The sequence below is a fragment of the Streptomyces sp. NPDC052043 genome, from assembly GCF_044548235.1.
Lineage (GTDB): Bacteria > Actinomycetota > Actinomycetes > Streptomycetales > Streptomycetaceae > Streptomyces.
The window spans coordinates 220,471-236,482 of record NZ_JBIUBT010000006.1 but is presented as its reverse complement, the minus strand read 5'-3'; the positions used below and the strand labels follow the sequence as shown (position 1 = coordinate 236,482).

At 73.2% G+C, this 16,012-nt stretch carries 14 protein-coding genes; 10 read left to right on the top strand and 4 right to left on the bottom strand.

The window, feature by feature from the left end:
• Positions 1–2 precede the first annotated feature (2 nt).
• Positions 3–509: an Lrp/AsnC family transcriptional regulator gene (locus tag ACIHCX_RS17920; protein WP_400030821.1), complete on the bottom strand. Its 507-nt coding sequence runs from the start codon at positions 507–509 to the stop codon at positions 3–5.
• A 189-nt stretch (positions 510–698) separates the two neighbouring features.
• Between ACIHCX_RS17920 and pdhA the strand changes: the two genes are divergently transcribed.
• The 7 genes from pdhA to ACIHCX_RS17885 are packed head-to-tail and all read left to right on the top strand — an operon-like array spanning position 699 to position 8,760.
• The gene (gene pdhA, locus ACIHCX_RS17915) at positions 699–1,838 is read left to right on the top strand and encodes a pyruvate dehydrogenase (acetyl-transferring) E1 component subunit alpha (protein ID WP_400030377.1); all 1,140 of its coding nucleotides are present in this window, start codon (positions 699–701) and stop codon (positions 1,836–1,838) included.
• Entirely contained in the window at positions 1,835–2,839 is a 1,005-nt protein-coding gene (locus ACIHCX_RS17910) for an alpha-ketoacid dehydrogenase subunit beta (protein ID WP_400030375.1), read from the top strand. The genes pdhA and ACIHCX_RS17910 overlap by 4 nt, the downstream gene beginning before the upstream one ends.
• Positions 2,839–4,233, top strand: a complete 1,395-nt coding sequence (locus ACIHCX_RS17905) for a dihydrolipoamide acetyltransferase family protein (protein ID WP_400030373.1) — start codon at positions 2,839–2,841, stop codon at positions 4,231–4,233. The genes ACIHCX_RS17910 and ACIHCX_RS17905 overlap by 1 nt, the downstream gene beginning before the upstream one ends.
• Positions 4,234–4,288: 55 nt before the next feature.
• Positions 4,289–5,218, top strand: a complete 930-nt coding sequence (locus tag ACIHCX_RS17900; RefSeq protein WP_400030371.1) for an NTP transferase domain-containing protein — start codon at positions 4,289–4,291, stop codon at positions 5,216–5,218.
• A complete protein-coding gene (locus tag ACIHCX_RS17895; protein WP_400030369.1) occupies positions 5,218–6,645 on the top strand; it encodes a molybdopterin molybdotransferase MoeA in 1,428 nt (475 codons plus the stop codon). Before ACIHCX_RS17900 ends, ACIHCX_RS17895 begins: the two co-directional genes overlap by 1 nt.
• On the top strand, positions 6,642–7,742 hold the full coding sequence (locus tag ACIHCX_RS17890; protein ID WP_400030367.1) for a potassium channel family protein: 1,101 nt from the start codon (positions 6,642–6,644) through the stop codon (positions 7,740–7,742). The genes ACIHCX_RS17895 and ACIHCX_RS17890 overlap by 4 nt, the downstream gene beginning before the upstream one ends.
• Before the next feature lie 37 nt (positions 7,743–7,779).
• Positions 7,780–8,760: an NAD(P)H-quinone oxidoreductase gene (locus ACIHCX_RS17885; RefSeq protein WP_400030365.1), complete on the top strand. Its 981-nt coding sequence runs from the start codon at positions 7,780–7,782 to the stop codon at positions 8,758–8,760.
• Positions 8,761–8,807: 47 nt separating this feature from the next.
• On the opposite strand, the gene ACIHCX_RS17880 is transcribed toward ACIHCX_RS17885, so the two are convergent.
• The gene (locus ACIHCX_RS17880; protein WP_400030363.1) at positions 8,808–9,503 is read right to left on the bottom strand and encodes a hypothetical protein; all 696 of its coding nucleotides are present in this window, start codon (positions 9,501–9,503) and stop codon (positions 8,808–8,810) included.
• A gap of 125 nt (positions 9,504–9,628) precedes the next feature.
• Here ACIHCX_RS17880 and ACIHCX_RS17875 point away from each other — a divergent pair, with 125 nt between their 5' ends.
• Both ACIHCX_RS17875 and ACIHCX_RS17870 read left to right on the top strand, forming a co-directional pair.
• The gene (locus ACIHCX_RS17875) at positions 9,629–10,186 is read left to right on the top strand and encodes a PadR family transcriptional regulator (RefSeq protein ID WP_400030361.1); all 558 of its coding nucleotides are present in this window, start codon (positions 9,629–9,631) and stop codon (positions 10,184–10,186) included.
• Between the two features lie 77 nt (positions 10,187–10,263).
• Complete coding sequence (locus ACIHCX_RS17870) at positions 10,264–10,803, top strand: bacterial proteasome activator family protein (RefSeq protein ID WP_400030359.1); 540 nt, start codon at positions 10,264–10,266, stop codon at positions 10,801–10,803.
• 124 nt (positions 10,804–10,927) lie between these two features.
• On the opposite strand, the gene ACIHCX_RS17865 is transcribed toward ACIHCX_RS17870, so the two are convergent.
• Complete coding sequence (locus tag ACIHCX_RS17865) at positions 10,928–12,556, bottom strand: protein kinase (protein WP_400030357.1); 1,629 nt, start codon at positions 12,554–12,556, stop codon at positions 10,928–10,930.
• A gap of 342 nt (positions 12,557–12,898) precedes the next feature.
• Between ACIHCX_RS17865 and ACIHCX_RS17860 the strand changes: the two genes are divergently transcribed.
• Positions 12,899–14,512 (top strand): protein kinase, encoded by a 1,614-nt coding sequence (locus tag ACIHCX_RS17860; protein WP_400030355.1) that lies wholly within the window; start codon positions 12,899–12,901, stop codon positions 14,510–14,512.
• A gap of 131 nt (positions 14,513–14,643) precedes the next feature.
• Here the strand turns inward: ACIHCX_RS17860 and ACIHCX_RS17855 are convergent, their stop codons facing one another.
• Positions 14,644–15,660 carry a phosphotransferase gene (locus tag ACIHCX_RS17855; RefSeq protein WP_400030353.1) on the bottom strand — a complete coding sequence of 339 codons (1,017 nt, stop codon included), beginning with the start codon at positions 15,658–15,660 and terminating at the stop codon, positions 14,644–14,646.
• Positions 15,661–16,012 lie beyond the last annotated feature (352 nt).

Genomic DNA, 16,012 nt, shown 5'->3' with positions numbered 1-16,012 from the left:
GCTCATCCCTGCGGTTCCAGGTCCTCCTCCTCGAACACCAGCAGCGTGCGCGTGCTCAGCACCTCGGGGATGGCCTGGAGCCGGGTGAGGACCAGCTCCCGCAGCGCCCGGTTGTCCGGGGTGTGCACGAGCAGCAGGACGTCGAAGTCGCCGCCGACCAGCGCGATGTGATGGGCGCCGGGCAGCTGCCTGAGCTGCTCGCGCACCGTGCGCCAGGTGTTCTGCACGATCTTCAGCGTGATGTACGCGGACGTGCCGTGTCCGGCGCGTTCGTGGTCGACACGGGCGCCGAAGCCGCGGATGACGCCGTCCTCGACGAGCCGGTTGATCCGTGCGTAGGCGTTGGCGCGCGAGACGTGGACCTGTTCGGCGACCGACCGTATCGAGGCGCGGCCGTCCGTCTGGAGCATGCGCAGGATGTCCTGGTCGACGGCGTCCAGCGGGCGCGGCGGCGGTACGGCGCCGGCCCGGTTCGCTGCGTTCTCTGCGTTTGCTGCGTTCTCGGCCATTTGTTCAGGTGCCATGTCCCCCCGCCTTTCCGTCGTGGACGTACTGCGTACATCTCAGGTTGTGGAGAACCGTTTGTCCACAGCCTGGGCCCGCCTGTAGCCAAAATGTGCCGGCGACCGAACAATCGGTAGGTGGGGCGCGTCACAGCCGACGCGCCCCTGTAGCCACTCCCACGAGGAGGTGCCGTCATGACGGTCATGGAGCAGCGGGGCGCGTACCGGCCATCGCCGCCGCCCGCCTGGCAGCCCCGTACCGACCCCGCGCCGCTGCTGCCCGACGCGGAGCCCTACCGCGTCCTGGGGACGGAGGCGGCCGCGAAGGCGGATCCGGAGCTGCTGCGGCGGTTGTACGCGCAGCTGGTCCTCGGCCGCCGGTACAACACGCAGGCCACCGCCCTGACCAAGCAGGGCCGCCTGGCGGTCTACCCCTCCAGCACCGGCCAGGAGGCCTGCGAGGTCGCCGCCGCGCTCGCCCTTGAGGAGCGCGACTGGCTCTTCCCGAGCTACCGCGACACGCTCGCCGTCGTGGCCCGCGGTGTGGACCCCGTCGAGGCCCTGACGCTGCTGCGCGGCGACTGGCACACCGGCTACGACCCCTACGAGCGCCGGGTGGCCCCGCTGTCCACGCCGCTCGCCACCCAGCTCCCGCACGCCGTCGGACTCGCCCACGCCGCCCGCCTCAAGGGCGACGACGTGGTCGCCCTGGCGATGATCGGCGACGGCGGCACCAGCGAGGGCGACTTCCACGAGGCGCTGAACTTCGCCGCCGTCTGGCAGGCCCCCGTCGTCTTCCTCGTGCAGAACAACGGCTTCGCGATCTCCGTCCCGCTCGCCAAGCAGACCGCGGCACCGTCCCTGGCCCACAAGGCCGTCGGGTACGGCATGCCGGGCCGCCTGGTCGACGGCAACGACGCCGCCGCCGTGCACGAGGTGCTCGCCGACGCCGTGCGGCACGCGCGCGCGGGCGGCGGGCCCACCCTGATCGAGGCGGTGACCTACCGCATCGACGCCCACACCAACGCCGACGACGCCACCCGCTACCGCGGCGACGCCGAGGTCGAGGCCTGGCGCGAGCACGACCCGATCCAGCTCCTCGAGCGGGAGCTGACCGGGCTCGGCCTGCTCGACGAGGACGGCGTCCGCGCCGCCCGCGAGGACGCCGAGGCGATGGCCGCGCGGCTGCGCGAGCGCATGAACCAGGACGCGCCGCTCGACCCCATGGACCTGTTCGCCCACGTGTACGCGGAGCCGACCCCGCAACTGCGAGAGCAGCGCGACCAGCTGGCCGCCGAGCTCCAGGCCGAGTCGGAGGAGGGTACGGTCCGATGACCACCGTCGCGCTCAAGCCGGCCACCATGGCCCAGGCCCTCACGCGCGCGCTGCGCGACGCGATGGCCGCCGACCCTTCCGTGCACGTCATGGGTGAGGACGTCGGCACCCTCGGTGGTGTCTTCCGCATCACCGACGGCCTCGCCAAGGAGTTCGGCGAGGACCGCTGCACGGACACCCCGCTGGCCGAGGCCGGCATCCTCGGCGCTGCCGTCGGCATGGCCATGTACGGGCTGCGCCCGGTGGTCGAGATGCAGTTCGACGCCTTCGCCTACCCGGCGTTCGAGCAGCTGGCCAGCCATGTCGCCAAGATGCGCAACCGCACCCGCGGCAAGATGCCCCTGCCGATCACCCTCCGCATCCCCTACGGCGGCGGCATCGGCGGCGTGGAGCACCACAGCGACGCCTCCGAGGCGTACTACATGGCGACTCCGGGCCTCCATGTCGTCACGCCCGCGACCGTCGCCGACGCCTACGGGCTGCTGCGGGCCGCCATCGCCTCCGACGACCCGGTCGTCTTCCTGGAGCCCAAGCGGCTGTACTGGTCGAAGGACACCTGGAACCCGGACGAGCCGCAGACCGTCGAGCCGATCGGCCGCGCGGTGGTGCGGCGCACCGGCAGGAGCGCCACGCTGATCACGTACGGCCCGTCGGTGCCTGTCTGCCTCGAAGCCGCCGAGGCGGCGCGGGCCGAGGGCTGGGAGCTGGAGGTCGTCGACCTGCGCTCGCTGGTGCCGTTCGACGACGAGACGGTGTGCGCGTCGGTGCGGCGCACCGGGCGTGCGGTCGTCGTGCACGAGTCGAGCGGGTTCGGCGGCCCGGGCGGGGAGATCGCCGCCCGGGTCACGGAGCGCTGCTTCCACCACCTGGAGGCGCCGGTGCTGCGCGTGGCCGGGTTCGACCTCCCCTACCCGCCGCCGATGCTGGAGCGGCACCATCTGCCCGGCGTCGACCGGATCCTGGACGCCGTGGCGCGTCTGCAGTGGGAGGCGGAGAGCTGATGGCACAGGTGCTGGAGTTCAGGCTGCCCGACCTCGGGGAGGGGCTCACCGAGGCGGAGGTCGTCCGCTGGCTGGTCGAGGTGGGCGACGTGGTCGCCGTCGACCAGCCGGTCGTCGAGGTCGAGACGGCCAAGGCGATGGTCGAGGTGCCCTGCCCCTACGCCGGGGTGGTCACCGCCCGCTTCGGCGAGGAGGGCGCGGAACTGCCCGTGGGAGCACCCCTGCTGACGGTGGCGGTCGGGGAGCAGGACGCCGGTGACGGCACAGGTGACGGCACCGAGGGCTCCGGCAACGTCCTGGTCGGCTACGGCACGGGGGCGCCCCCGGCCCGCCGCCGCAGGGTGCGCCCGGCACCGGTGACGCGGGGCTCGCGCCCGGGTGTGAACGCCGCCAAGGTGTCTTCGGCGCCCGCGGCACCGGCCGCCAACGGGACGGCGCGTACGGCGGGTGCCCCGGCGACCCCGGCGGCCCAGGCCGCCGCGGTGGCCGAGCGGCCCGCCGACGGCCCCGTCCCGGTGATCTCGCCGCTCGTGCGCCGCCTGGCGCGGGAGAACGGCGTGGACCTGCGGCAGCTGTCGGGCTCCGGGCCCGAGGGGCTGATTCTGCGCGTGGACGTCGAGGACGTGCTCAGGGCCGGCGCGGCAGCGGGCCCGAGCGCCGGCGCACCGGCCGCTCCCGCTTCCGTGGCCGGGCCGGCGCAGGGCTCCGGCTCCCGCGTTCCGCTCAAGGGGGTACGCGGCGCCGTGGCCGACAAGCTGTCCCGCAGCCGCCGCGAGATCCCGGACGCGACCTGCTGGGTGGACGCCGACGCCACGGAGCTGATGCGCGCCCGGAAGGCAATGAACGGCGCCGGGGGTCAGAAGATCTCCCTGCTCGCGCTGCTGGCCCGGATCTGCACGGCCGCCCTCGCCCGCTACCCCGAGCTCAACTCGCGGGTCGACATGGAGGCCAGGGAGATCGTCCGGCTGGACGCCGTGCACCTCGGCTTTGCCGCGCAGACCGAACGCGGGCTCGTCGTCCCGGTCGTACGGGACGCGCACGCGCGGGACGCGGAGTCGCTGACCGCCGAGTTCGCCCGGCTGACCGAGGCGGCCCGCGCCGGCACCCTCACCCCGGCCGAACTCACCGGCGGGACCTTCACGTTGAACAACTACGGAGTGTTCGGCGTCGACGGCTCCACACCGATCATCAACCACCCCGAGGCCGCCATGCTCGGCGTCGGCCGCATCGTCCCCAAGCCGTGGGTGCACGAGGGCGAGCTGGCGGTGAGGCAGGTCGTCCAGCTCTCGCTCACCTTCGACCACCGGGTGTGCGACGGCGGCACGGCGGGCGGTTTCCTGCGGTATGTGGCCGACTGCGTGGAACAGCCGGCGGTGCTCCTGCGCACGCTGTGACGGCAGTGCCCCGCCCGCGTTCCCCTTGATCGCGGGCGGGACGCATACTCGGGGGGTGACCTCCTACGAGCCCCTCACCCACGACGCCGTCGTGCTCGCCGGAGGAGCCGCCCGGCGGCTCGGCGGCGCGGACAAGCCCGGTCTGCGCGTCGGCGGCCGCGCGCTGCTCGACCGCGTGCTCGCCGCCTGCGCCGACGCGCACACCACGGTGGTGGTCGCCGACCCCCGCCCCACCGCGCGGCCCGTGCGCTGGGCACGGGAGGAACCGGCCGGCGCCGGACCGGTCGCCGCGCTCGACGCCGGGCTGCGCCACACCACGGCGGACCACGTCGTCGTGCTCTCCGCCGACCTGCCGTTCCTCGAACAGGGCACGGTACGACGGCTGCTGACGGCCCTGGAGGCCGGCCGAGCCGACGGCGTGCTGCTCACCGACGCCGACGGCCGCGACCAGCCGCTCGTGGCCGCCTACCGCGTGCGGGCGCTGCGCCACGCACTGGCCGCGCTCGCCCGCACCGCGGCCGACGACGGCTCTCCCCGGGCCGGCGCCCTCACCGGGCTGCCGCTGCGCCGGCTGACCGCCGCGCTCGACCTCACCCGCGTCCCCGACGACATCGCGTCCTTCGACTGCGACACCTGGGACGACATCGCCATCGCCAGAGCACGTATCAGGGAGCATGGGCACGTGTTGGATGAATGGATTTCCGCAGTCAAGGACGAGTTGGGCATCGAGCTGGACGTCGACACCCGCGCCCTGCTCGACCTCGCCCGCGACGCCGCCCACGGCGTGGCCCGGCCCGCGGCACCCCTGACCACCTTCCTCGTCGGGTACGCGGCCGCGCAGGGCAAGGGCGGTCCCGAAGCCGTCGCCGAGGCCGCCCGCAAGGCCGTCGCGCTCGCCCAGCGCTGGGCGGACGAGGCCACCGACGACACCGGCAGGCCCGACGTGGCGTCCGACGCCACGCCCGACAACCGCCCGGACGCCTGATGGCCGCCCGTGGCGCGCGGGTCGGCGAGGACGCCGAGGATCTCGACGTGGAGGAGGCGCTCGCCCTGGTGAACGAAGGCAGCGGCCGGCGCGCTCACGAGCCCGGCCGGGGTGCGGCGGGACGCGGCGGCACACCCGTGCCCGCTTCCGGCTCCTTCCCGGACCGCGGGAACGCCGCGGCCGGTCACGGCACCCCGCACTCCGCGCGCTCCCAGGAGGCCCGTCACCAGGCCATCACCTGGCCGCAGGCGCGCGAGGCCGCCGCCCGCGCGGCTCGCGCCGGCGGCCGCCGCGCCCCTGTCTCCGTGCCTTTCGACGCCGCCCTGGGGCTGGTCCTGGCGGCGCCGCTGACCGCCCTGTGCGACCTGCCCCCGTTCGACACCTCCGCCATGGACGGCTGGGCGGTCGCCGGCCCCGGCCCCTGGGACGTCCGCGTGGAGAGCGTCCTGGCCGGGCACGACGAGCCCGAACCGCTGACCGACGGCGAGGCGGTACGCGTCGCGACCGGCGCCCGCGTCCCGCAGGACACCACGGCGGTGCTGCGCAGCGAACACGGCCGCACCGACGCCAAGGGCCGGCTGCACGCCACCGAGGGGTCCGGGCACGGCAGGGACATCCGCCCGCGCGGGCAGGAGTGCCGCGGCGGGGACCAACTGCTGCCTGTCGGCACGCTGGTGACCCCGGTGGTGCTCGGTCTGGCAGCGGCCGCCGGGTACGACACCCTCACCGCGATCCCCCGCCCCCGCGTCGACGTCCTCGTGCTCGGCGACGAACTGCTCACCGAGGGCCTGCCGTACGACGGACGGATCCGGGACGCGCTCGGCCCGATGCTGCCGCCCTGGCTGCGGGCGCTGGGCGCCGAGGTCACCGGCGTGCGCCGGATCGGCGACGACGCCAAGGCCCTGCACAAGGCCGTCACCGGGTCGCGGGCCGACGTGATCGTCACCACCGGGGGAACCGCCGCCGGACCGGTCGACCACGTCCACCCCACCCTGCGCCGCATCGGCGCCGAACTGCTGGTGGACGGCGTGCGGGTACGCCCCGGCCACCCCATGCTCCTGGCGCGCACCAAGGAGAACCAGCACCTCGTCGGCCTGCCCGGCAATCCGCTCGCGGCCGTCTCGGGTCTGCTGACGCTCGCCGAGCCGCTGCTGCGCACGCTCGCCGCGCGCCCGGCCCCGGAGCCGTACACGCTGCCGCTGACGGACGCGGTGCACGGGCCCCCGGACGACACCCGGCTCGTGCCGGTGGTGCTGCGCGGCGACCGCGCCGTCCCTCTGCACTACAACGGCCCCGCCATGCTGCGCGGCGTCGCGGCGGCCGATGCCCTCGCTGTCGTACCACCGGGTGGTAACCGGCCGGGTCAGGAGGCCGAACTCCTCGACCTGCCCTGGGCCGCCGCCGGAATCGGGGTGTGTTTCACGTGAAACTTCCGGGCCATGACGCGATCGCCCGCCAGGCGGACGAACATCTCGTGACCCATCGGGTGAAGCTCCCACGAAAGGTGATGGATCGCCCGATACGTCAGGTCGGCAAACGACTGTCCCTCGCGCTGCTGGTGCTGCTCGTGACCATCGTGATCGTCTATGTCGACCGCGACGGATACCTGGACAGCGCGAAAGAGGCCCCCATGGGCCTCATCTCCTCGGCGTACTACGCGACGGTGACCCTTTCCACCACCGGATACGGGGACATCACGCCCGTCAGCGACAGTGCCCGCCTCACCAACATCTTCGTCTTCACGCCGTTGCGTGTGCTGTTCCTGATCATCCTGGTCGGCACCACGCTCGAAGTCCTCACCGAACGCACTCGTGAGGAATGGCGCCAGAATCGCTGGAGGTCCACTTTGCGCGATCACACCATCGTCGTCGGATTCGGCACGAAGGGAAGGTCGGCGCTCCAGACCGTCTGCGCGGCAGGGCTGAAGAAGCAGCAGGTCGTCGTGGTCGACCCCAGCGCCAAGGCGATCGAGGCGGCCACGGCGGAGGGCTACGCGGGCGTGGTCGGGGACGCCACCCGCAGCGAGGTGCTCAAGCGGGCCGAGGTGCACCGTGCGCGGCAGATCATCATCGCGACGCAGCGGGACGACACGGCCGTCCTGGTGACGCTGACGGCCCGGCAGCTCAACCGGGCGGCGAAGATCGTGGCGGCGGTGCGTGAGGTGGAGAACGCGCCCTTGCTCAAACAGTCCGGGGCCGACGCCGTGATCACCAGCGCGAGCGCCGCGGGACGGCTGCTCGGGCTGTCCGTGCTCAGTCCGGCCGCGAGCATGATCCTGGAGGACCTCATCCACCAGGGCAGCGGCCTGGACATCGTCGAACGGCCCGTCATAAAGGCCGAGGTCGGCCGGGACCCGCGGGACATCGAAGAGCTGGTGGTGAGCGTCCTGCGCGGACACCGGGTGCTGGGCTACGACGACCCGTCCGTACGGGAACTGGAGTTGACCGACCGTCTGATCACCATCGTCCGGACCACACCGATCACGAAGGTCACCCCGGACATACGCCCGCTCCCGCACGACTGAGGGCGGGCCGTGCGGCAGAAGCAGTAGCGTCGGGCCCATGTATGCGATCACGATTCCCGAACCCGGTGGGCCCGAGGCGTTGGTGTGGGACGAGGTACCGGATCCCGTACCCGGCGAGGGGGAGGTGCTGGTCGAGGTGGCGGCGAGCGCCGTCAACCGGGCCGACATCCTGCAACGGCAGGGCTTCTACAACCCGCCGCCCGGCGCCTCCCCGTACCCCGGCCTGGAGTGCTCCGGGCGGATCGCCGCGCTCGGCCGCGGGGTGTCCGGCTGGGCCGTCGGCGACGAGGTGTGCGCGCTGCTCGCGGGTGGCGGTTACGCCGAGAAGGTCGCCGTTCCGGCCGGTCAGCTGCTGCCCGTGCCCGACGGCGTCGACCTGCGGCAGGCCGCGGCGCTGCCGGAGGTGACCTGCACCGTCTGGTCCAACGTCTTCATGGTCGCCCAGCTGCGTCCCGACGAGACGCTGCTCGTGCACGGCGGCTCCAGCGGCATCGGCACGATGGCGATCCAGCTCGCCCGGGCCGTGGGCGCGAAGGTCGCCGTGACCGCGGGCACCAGGGAGAAGCTCGAACGCTGCGCCGAACTGGGCGCCGAGATCCTGATCAACTACCGGGAGCAGGACTTCGTCGAGGAGATCCGGCGGGCCACGGACGGGTCCGGCGCCGACGTGATCCTCGACAACATGGGGGCCAAGTACCTGGACCGCAACGTCCAGGCCCTCGCCGTCAACGGCCGGCTCGCGATCATCGGCATGCAGGGCGGGATCAAGGCCGAGCTGAACATCGGCACCCTGCTCGGCAAGCGGGCCGCGATCAGCGCGACCTCGCTGCGGGCCCGCCCGCTCGGCGAGAAGGCGGCCATCGTCGCCGCCGTCCGCGAACACGTCTGGCCGCTGTTCGCCGACGGGCACGTCCGGCCGGTGGTCGACCAGGAGCTGCCGATGAGCGACGCCGCGGCCGCCCACCGGATCGTGGAGGAGAGCGGCCACATCGGCAAGGTGCTCCTGGTGGCGCCCTGACTCCCACCGCCGTACGCGGAGCGCCGGAGCCACTGCCTGTCGGGGCGCTAGCTCCGGCGCAACCGCAGGGCGATGAACGCCAGGCCGAGGCCGAGGCCGATCAGGACGATTCCGCTGCCCAGGGACATGGACCGCAGCACGGTCCCGGTCTCGTTCTGCGCGACGGGCAGGGCGCCGGGGCTGTCCGGCGGCCCGGACGGCACGGGAGCGGCCTCCTGGTCCGACGGCGAGGTGCTCGTCGCCTCCGGGGTCGCGCTCGCGGTCCTGAAGTCCTCATCGCGGTCGTCGCGCCACCTCTCCCACCGGCGCGGCGGCCACCTCCTGTCACCGCGGCTCCCGGTCCGCGACGGGCCGGAGGCCGACGAGGACGAGACGGAGGAAGAGGAGGAAAAGGAGGAAGCGGAGGAGGAAAGGGTCGAGTCCCGGGGTGAGGCCGGAGGTGGTGGCGCGGAGGACGGCGAGGGCCCGTGGAGCGGTGCGAGGTGGGAGCCGACGGCCATCCAGGGGGCGGCGATGCCCGCGGTGGCGGCGTCCGCGGCGGCCGCGGAGGTGAGGTCGCGCGCCGCGTCGGTGGCCGAGGCGCCGGCCCGGGCAGCCGCGGACGCGAGATCGTGCGGCGTGGCGGAGGCCGAGGGCGTCCGCACGGCGCCGTACGCCGAGGCGGAGCCACCGAGCGGGACCGCCGTTCCCAGCGCGATCAGCAGTCCCGTCGCGCGCAGCCGAGCGCGCAGCCTTGGAGTCACGTCGGGGGTCCCCTCACGGTGCCCGGGCAGCGGATCAGATCGTTTCTTCAACAACAGTCACATCACTGGACCAATCCGGCATTCCAGGATCGGCCGCCGGGTCGAACCGGCCGCACAATCCGGTTATGTCGATACGGCACGGACTGCTGGCGCTCCTGGCGGACGGCCCCTGCCCCGCCTCCCGGCTGCGCGCCGGGTTCGAGGCGCGCACGGGGGCGGCCTGGCCGCTGGACCTCGGCCGGGTCCGTGCCGCGCTCGGCCGCCTGGAGCACGACGGCCTGGTCACCCGGGAGGGCGTGGACGAGGCCGGCCGGGTGGTCTACGCCCTGGCGGAGGCGGGCCGCGCCGAGCTGCGGGCCTGGTACGCGCGGCCGGTGGAGCGGACGGGGCCGCCGCGCGACGAACTGGCGATCAAGCTGGCGCTGGCGGTGGGGACGCCCGGCGTCGATGTGCGTGAGGTCGTCGACACGCAGCGCCGGCATGTGTCCGAGGCGCTGCACGACCACGTGCGCCGTCGGGCCCAGGTGCTGGCCGGCCCGCTCGGCACGCCGGACGAGGTGGCCCGGCTGCTGGTCGTGGAGCAGCTGATCTGCCGCGCCGAGGCGGAATCCCGCTGGCTGGACCACTGCGAGGCCCGGCTGCTCCGTCTGGACCTCCACCGGGGCGGGGAGACGGGGGAATGACCCGATGACGAGGCGAACCGTTCGTGTGTGGGGGGCGCCACGGAAGTGGCATGTACGGGTGCGAGACAATGGGGGGCATGGAGATGCCGAGGAACGAACGGTCGCCGGAGAATCCGCAGATCCTGGTCGTGGGCCAGGACGGTATGGCGCTCGGCGGAGGCGGCGACGACGACTCCCGTGAGACCCCGGTGACGGAGCAGGTGGAGCAGCCCGCGAAGGTCATGCGGATCGGCAGCATGATCAAGCAGCTTCTCGAAGAGGTGCGCGCGGCTCCCCTGGACGAGGCCAGCCGGGTCCGGCTGAAGGAGATCCACGCGAGCTCGGTCAAGGAGCTGGAGGACGGCCTGGCGCCGGAACTCGTCGAGGAGCTGGAGCGGCTCTCCCTGCCGTTCACCGACGAGGGAACCCCCAGCGACGCCGAACTGCGGATCGCGCAGGCGCAGTTGGTGGGCTGGCTGGAGGGTCTCTTCCACGGGATCCAGACGACCCTGTTCGCCCAGCAGATGGCCGCCCGCGCCCAGCTGGAGCAGATGCGCCGTGCCCTCCCGCCCGGCATCGGGCACGACGGCGGCGACGACCCCCACACGGGCGGCCGCTCGGGCGGACCGTATCTGTAGGCCATATGTGTAGGCCGTACCTGTAGGCGGATATGACAGGGCCCCGGCAGCCACGCTGCCGGGGCCCTCGACATCATCCGGTCCGACGGCTCCGGTCCGGACGACTTCGGCCGGGGCGGCTCCGTCAGGACGCGGGGTTGCCGGTCGAGACGTCGAGCTCGATCATCGGCATGTTCTTCGGATCGACGTCCGTGTCGGCCGCCGGGAACTGCTTGAGGACCGTGTCCTGGCCGTACGTGTTCTCGTCGACGTCGGTCTTCTTCAGCTTCCAGCCCGCGGCCTGGAGGCACTCCTTGACCGACCCGAGGTTCTTGTACCGGAAGTCCGGCAGCCTGACCTTGTGCTCGTCGTTGTACGACTCCCGCGGCTCCTTGCACTCGTCGGCGTCGATCGTCCTCGAGGTGTCCGGCCCGCGGTGACCCTCGACCGCCGAGGTGGCCGCGCTCGCGCTGCTCTCCCCGCCCTTGGCCTCGTCTCCGCCGCCGCTGTTCAGGCCCAGCGCGACCAGCAGGCCGACCACCGCGAGCGCGGCGACGACGATCGACCCGATGACCACGGGCCTGGTGCTCCTGCCGCCGCCCGGCGGGGGCGTGTGCTGGGGCTGGATGACGTACGGCGGCGGGGTCGCCGCCTGCTGCTGCGCGTAGGGCGACGCGACGGGCGTCTGGTAGCCGGGCTGCTGCGGGTAGCCGTAGCCCGCGGGCGTGGGGGCGCCGGTGCTGTAGGGGTTGGGCGTCGGAGTCGGCTGGTACGGCATCTGCACATGGCCCTGGGGCATCGGGGACGCCTGGTCGACGGGCGGGAAGACGGCCGAGCCGACACCCGCGCCGCTCGAGGTCTGGGCGCCGGGGACGATGCTCGGCGCGGCCGCCTGGAGCGAGGCCGCCACGCGCAGGCACTCGTCGCGCATGGACTCGGAGCTGGGGAAGCGCTCGTTGGGGTTCTTCTTCAGCGCGCGGGCGACCAGCGCGTCCACCGCCGGAGGGAGCGAGCGGTTGATCGAGGAGGGCGCCACCGGCTCCTCCTGCACATGCGCGTACGCGATGGCCAGGGGCGAGTCCGCCTCGAACGGCAGCCGCCCGGTGACCAGTTGGAACAGCATGATGCCGACCGAGTACAGGTCGGACCGCGCGTCCACGCCCCGGCCGAGCGCCTGCTCCGGCGAGAGGTACTGCGGGGTGCCGACGACCATGCCGGTCTGCGTCATCGACGTCACGCCGGACTGCATGGCGCGGGCGATGCCGAAGTCCATGACCTTGACCACGCCGCGCTTGGTCATCATCACGTTGCCCGGCTTGATGTCGCGGTGGACCAGGCCCATCTCGTGGCTGATCTCCAGCGCGGCGAGCACGTCCGCGGTGATCTTCAGGGCCTTGTCGGCGGGCATCGCGCCGTACTGCCGGATGTCCTCGTCCAGCACCGAGCCGAGGGGGCGGCCCTCGATGTACTCCATGACGATGTACGGCGTCGTCATGCCGTCCACATCGTCCTCGCCGGTGTCGAAGACCGAGACGATGTTGGTGTGCGTGAGCTTCGCCACTGCCTGGGCCTCGCGGCGGAACCGCTCGCGGAAGGCCTGTTCACGGCCGAGTTCGGTGTGGAGTGTCTTGATCGCGACCTGGCGGTCGAGTACGGAGTCGTAGGCGAGGTGTACCGAGGCCATGCCGCCTTCGCCGAGCAGGTCGCGCAGCTGGTACCGGCCGCCGGCCAGTGCCCGTCCCGCGTACTGGCCGTGTGCGGCGTCCTGGCTCATGTCTCCGCGTCCCCCACTAGGCCGTCCGGCGCCCTCGTTGATCGAATGAGTCATTCCCGGCCAAGTCTGCCCCAGGGCCCTGACACGTCAAGCTCGGTGCCCGTTCCGTGACCGTACGCGAAAGAAGCGTCGCGGAAGCGTTACAGCAGGCGCACGGCCGGTGCGTGGAATTTGCGCCGCGGCCCCCGCACGGGGTTTCATGGCCGGTCCGTCTCGGGTCCGGTCCCGACGGTGCTCGCCGCGAGGATCCTGGACCGGCGGCCCCCGCGGAGCCTGTAGCGTGGCCGACGGAGACCGTGACAACACCGCGCGCACCGCGGGCAGAAACGACGGCGAGGACTGATGGCACAGCAGCATCGCGCCCAGGGCCCGTCCGACCCCGAGGCGACGGGCGGCGGTATGTCAGACGCGCCGGAGATGTGGGGCAACAACGGACTGGTCGGTGACGGCCGGTACCGGTTGACGCACAGACTCGGCCGGGGCGGTATGGCCGAGGTGTTCGCCGCCGAGGACGTGCGCCTCGGCCGGACCGTGGCCGTCAAGCTGCTCCGCGCCGATCTGGCCGAGGACCCCGTGTCCAAGGCGCGGTTCACGCGTGAGGCCCAGTCGGTGGCCGGACTCAACCATCACGCGATCGTCGCCGTGTACGACTCCGGCGAGGACCAGGCGGGCGGCCAGGCCGTGCCGTACATCGTGATGGAGCTGGTCGAGGGCCGCACCATCCGCGATCTGCTGCTCAACGCCGAGGCGCCCGGCCCGGAGCAGGCGCTGATCATCGTCTCGGGTGTCCTGGAGGCGCTGGCCTACTCGCACCAGCACGGCATCGTGCACCGCGACATCAAGCCGGCCAACGTCATCATCACCGACAACGGCGCCGTGAAGGTGATGGACTTCGGCATCGCCCGCGCCCTGCACGGCGCGCAGTCGACGATGACGCAGACCGGCATGGTCATGGGCACCCCGCAGTACCTCTCCCCGGAACAGGCCCTCGGCAAGGCCGTCGACTACCGCTCCGACCTGTACGCGACCGGCTGCCTGCTGTACGAACTCCTCGCGCTGCGGCCCCCGTTCACCGGCGAGACCCCGCTGTCGGTGGTCTACCAGCACGTCCAGGACATGCCGGTGCCGCCGTCCCAGGTCACCGACGGGGTCTGCCCGCCGGAGCTCGACGGCCTGGTCATGCGCTCGCTGGCCAAGGAGCCCGACGACCGTTTCCAGACGGCCGAGGAGATGCGCGGGCTGATCCAGTACGGCTTGCAGATGCTGTACGACCAGGGCGGCCACACCGGCACCTGGAACACCGGCCCGGTCGACGCGCACGACGGCCGGCACACCCCGGCGGCGGGCTTCGCGGGCACGACCGCGATGCCGCACCCGGCCGACCTCGGTTCCGGCACCACGCAGATCCCCCAGCCGATCCTGCCCGCCGGGTACGGCAACGCCGACGACGGCGGCTTCGAGGGACACGGCAACAAGGGCAGCGGCCGCGGCAAGCTGTGGATCCTGGCCGTCCTCGCGGTGATCGCCATCGCCGCGGGCGTCGCGCTGGCGATGCAGAACACCGGCGGCGACAAGGGCGGCACCCTCGACCCCACCGAATCGCCGTCGATCACGCAGTCCACCAAGGACGAGCAGCCCAGCAGCACCCCGAGCGACCCGTCGGACGAGCAGCCGTCGGACACGTCGACGGACCGGGGCTACAGTTCGGGCGGAGGCGGCGGCTGGCGGAACACGCCGTCGTACCAGCCGTCGTGGACCCCGTCCGAGCCGTCCGACGAACAGCCCTCCGACCAGCAGCCCGATCCGCAGCCCACCAGCGAACCGGCCGATCCCGGCGTTCCGTCGACGCCCCCCGACGCGGGCGGCTCTCCGCCCGACACCGGCTCCGGGGACGGCGGCGGCGACCCCGGCGGTACCGCCGCGGGGGCGGCGGGGAGCGTCGGCGGAGGCAACTGAGTCCCGCCCGCGGACCGACCATCCTTCACGCGCGCGTGAGGTCGTACGGGCCTCACGCGCGCGTGGTGTTTCTCCGGCTTTCCCGGCGTCCCCCCGCGCGTCACCCGGCCCGTCCCCCCCCCCCCCGCGCGTCATTCCGCGAACGCGCCGCACACCGCGCCGTACTCCCGCGTCCACCACACCGCGAGCGCCGAGGCGGCCGGGAACTGAGGGTCGGCGCGGGTGTCCTTGCGCTCGTAGTGCCAGCGCAGCATCCAGAAGTCGTTCAGGCGCTCCCACCACACGCGGTGCACGGCCGCCGCGAGTTCCGCCGGGGTGGCGCGGGCCGTCAGCCGGTACGCGCGTGCGTACGCCCTGACCTTCGGCAGGTCCAGGGTGCCGGTTGGCCGGACGAAGAAGATCGCGGCGGCGCGCACCGCCTCCTCCGCCCGGGGCTGCACGCCGAGCCGGTCCCAGTCGACGATCGCGGCGGGCGCGTCCCCCTGGTAGAGCAGGTTGAAGGGGTGGAAGTCGCCGTGCACCCAGCCGACGGGTCCGCCGGGCGGCGGCCGCCGGTCCGCGTGCCGTTCCAGGAGCGCGCGCCGCTCCCGGAGCCGGTACCGGGCCAGTTCGTCGAAGGTGTCCGGGGGCCGGTGGCGGCGGACGTGCGCGAGCAGGTCGTCGATCAGGGCGAAGGTGTCGGCGGGATCGGCGCTCTCCACGGGGTGGGGACTCGCGGCGGGGCGGGTGCGACCCTTGGGCGGCATCACGCGCTCCAGGCAGGCGTGCACGGCTCCCAGCAGGGCCCCCAGGCGGGCGCACTGGCCGGTGGTGAGCTGGCCGCCGTGCCGGTGCCGGCCGTCGATCCAGGGGTGCAGGGCGTAGGCGTGGCCGCCGACGACGGCGACCGTGCGCCCGTCGCGGCCGGTGAGCGGCGGGGCCACCGGGACGCCGAGGTCGGCCAGGCGCTGGGTGGCCCGGTGCTGGCGCGCGATGGCGGCGGGGTCGGCGGTGTCCGGATCGAAGTGGTGCTTGAGGAAATAGCGGCCGCGGGTCGTGCGGAGCCGGTAGCCGCGGTTGAGCAGGCCCTGGTCGACCGGCTCGCAGGCGAGGGCGGAACCGGCGGAGTACTGGCGCAGCAAGGCGCTCAGAGGGGGCGCGTGGGGCACAAGGGGTGGTACACATGGGCGCGGCACGCGCCAGATGCTAGGGCACCGGCGGAGGGCTGTGAGCTGGGACTTGTCGCAGACAGTCATGGGTGGTCGCTTTCGGTCACATGGGGTCGCGATGTCGTCCCGCCGTCGCCCGCCGTGCGCCGGCGCACCCTCGGGTGCGCTCTTGCCCGCCGCCCGCCGGTCCCGTCGCGTCATGGCCCGTGCAGGGTCGCCCATCAAGAGCAGTTCCGGCCATTCACCGACTCTTCCCGACGCGGGGGTGGCCGGGATAACGTGCCGGTGTTCCGGCCCCCCTGCACGGCTGTGACCAGCGGCTGCTCCGACTGCCTGGCGAGGTACTTGGACG

Bases quoted from the DNA above. Each gene is read 5' to 3' on its own strand.
- ACIHCX_RS17910 (WP_400030375.1), top strand. From the start codon at position 1,835: ATGACCACCGTCGCGCTCAAGCCGGCCACCATGGCCCAGGCCCTCACG.
- ACIHCX_RS17865 (WP_400030357.1), bottom strand. From the start codon at position 12,556: ATGAGCCAGGACGCCGCACACGGCCAGTACGCGGGACGGGCACTGGCC.
- ACIHCX_RS17870 (WP_400030359.1), top strand. From the start codon at position 10,264: ATGGAGATGCCGAGGAACGAACGGTCGCCGGAGAATCCGCAGATCCTG.
- ACIHCX_RS17885 (WP_400030365.1), top strand. From the start codon at position 7,780: ATGTATGCGATCACGATTCCCGAACCCGGTGGGCCCGAGGCGTTGGTG.
- ACIHCX_RS17895 (WP_400030369.1), top strand. From the start codon at position 5,218: ATGGCCGCCCGTGGCGCGCGGGTCGGCGAGGACGCCGAGGATCTCGAC.
- ACIHCX_RS17860 (WP_400030355.1), top strand. From the start codon at position 12,899: ATGGCACAGCAGCATCGCGCCCAGGGCCCGTCCGACCCCGAGGCGACG.
- ACIHCX_RS17905 (WP_400030373.1), top strand. From the start codon at position 2,839: ATGGCACAGGTGCTGGAGTTCAGGCTGCCCGACCTCGGGGAGGGGCTC.
- pdhA (WP_400030377.1), top strand. From the start codon at position 699: ATGACGGTCATGGAGCAGCGGGGCGCGTACCGGCCATCGCCGCCGCCC.
- ACIHCX_RS17875 (WP_400030361.1), top strand. From the start codon at position 9,629: ATGTCGATACGGCACGGACTGCTGGCGCTCCTGGCGGACGGCCCCTGC.
- ACIHCX_RS17920 (WP_400030821.1), bottom strand. From the start codon at position 509: ATGGCCGAGAACGCAGCAAACGCAGAGAACGCAGCGAACCGGGCCGGC.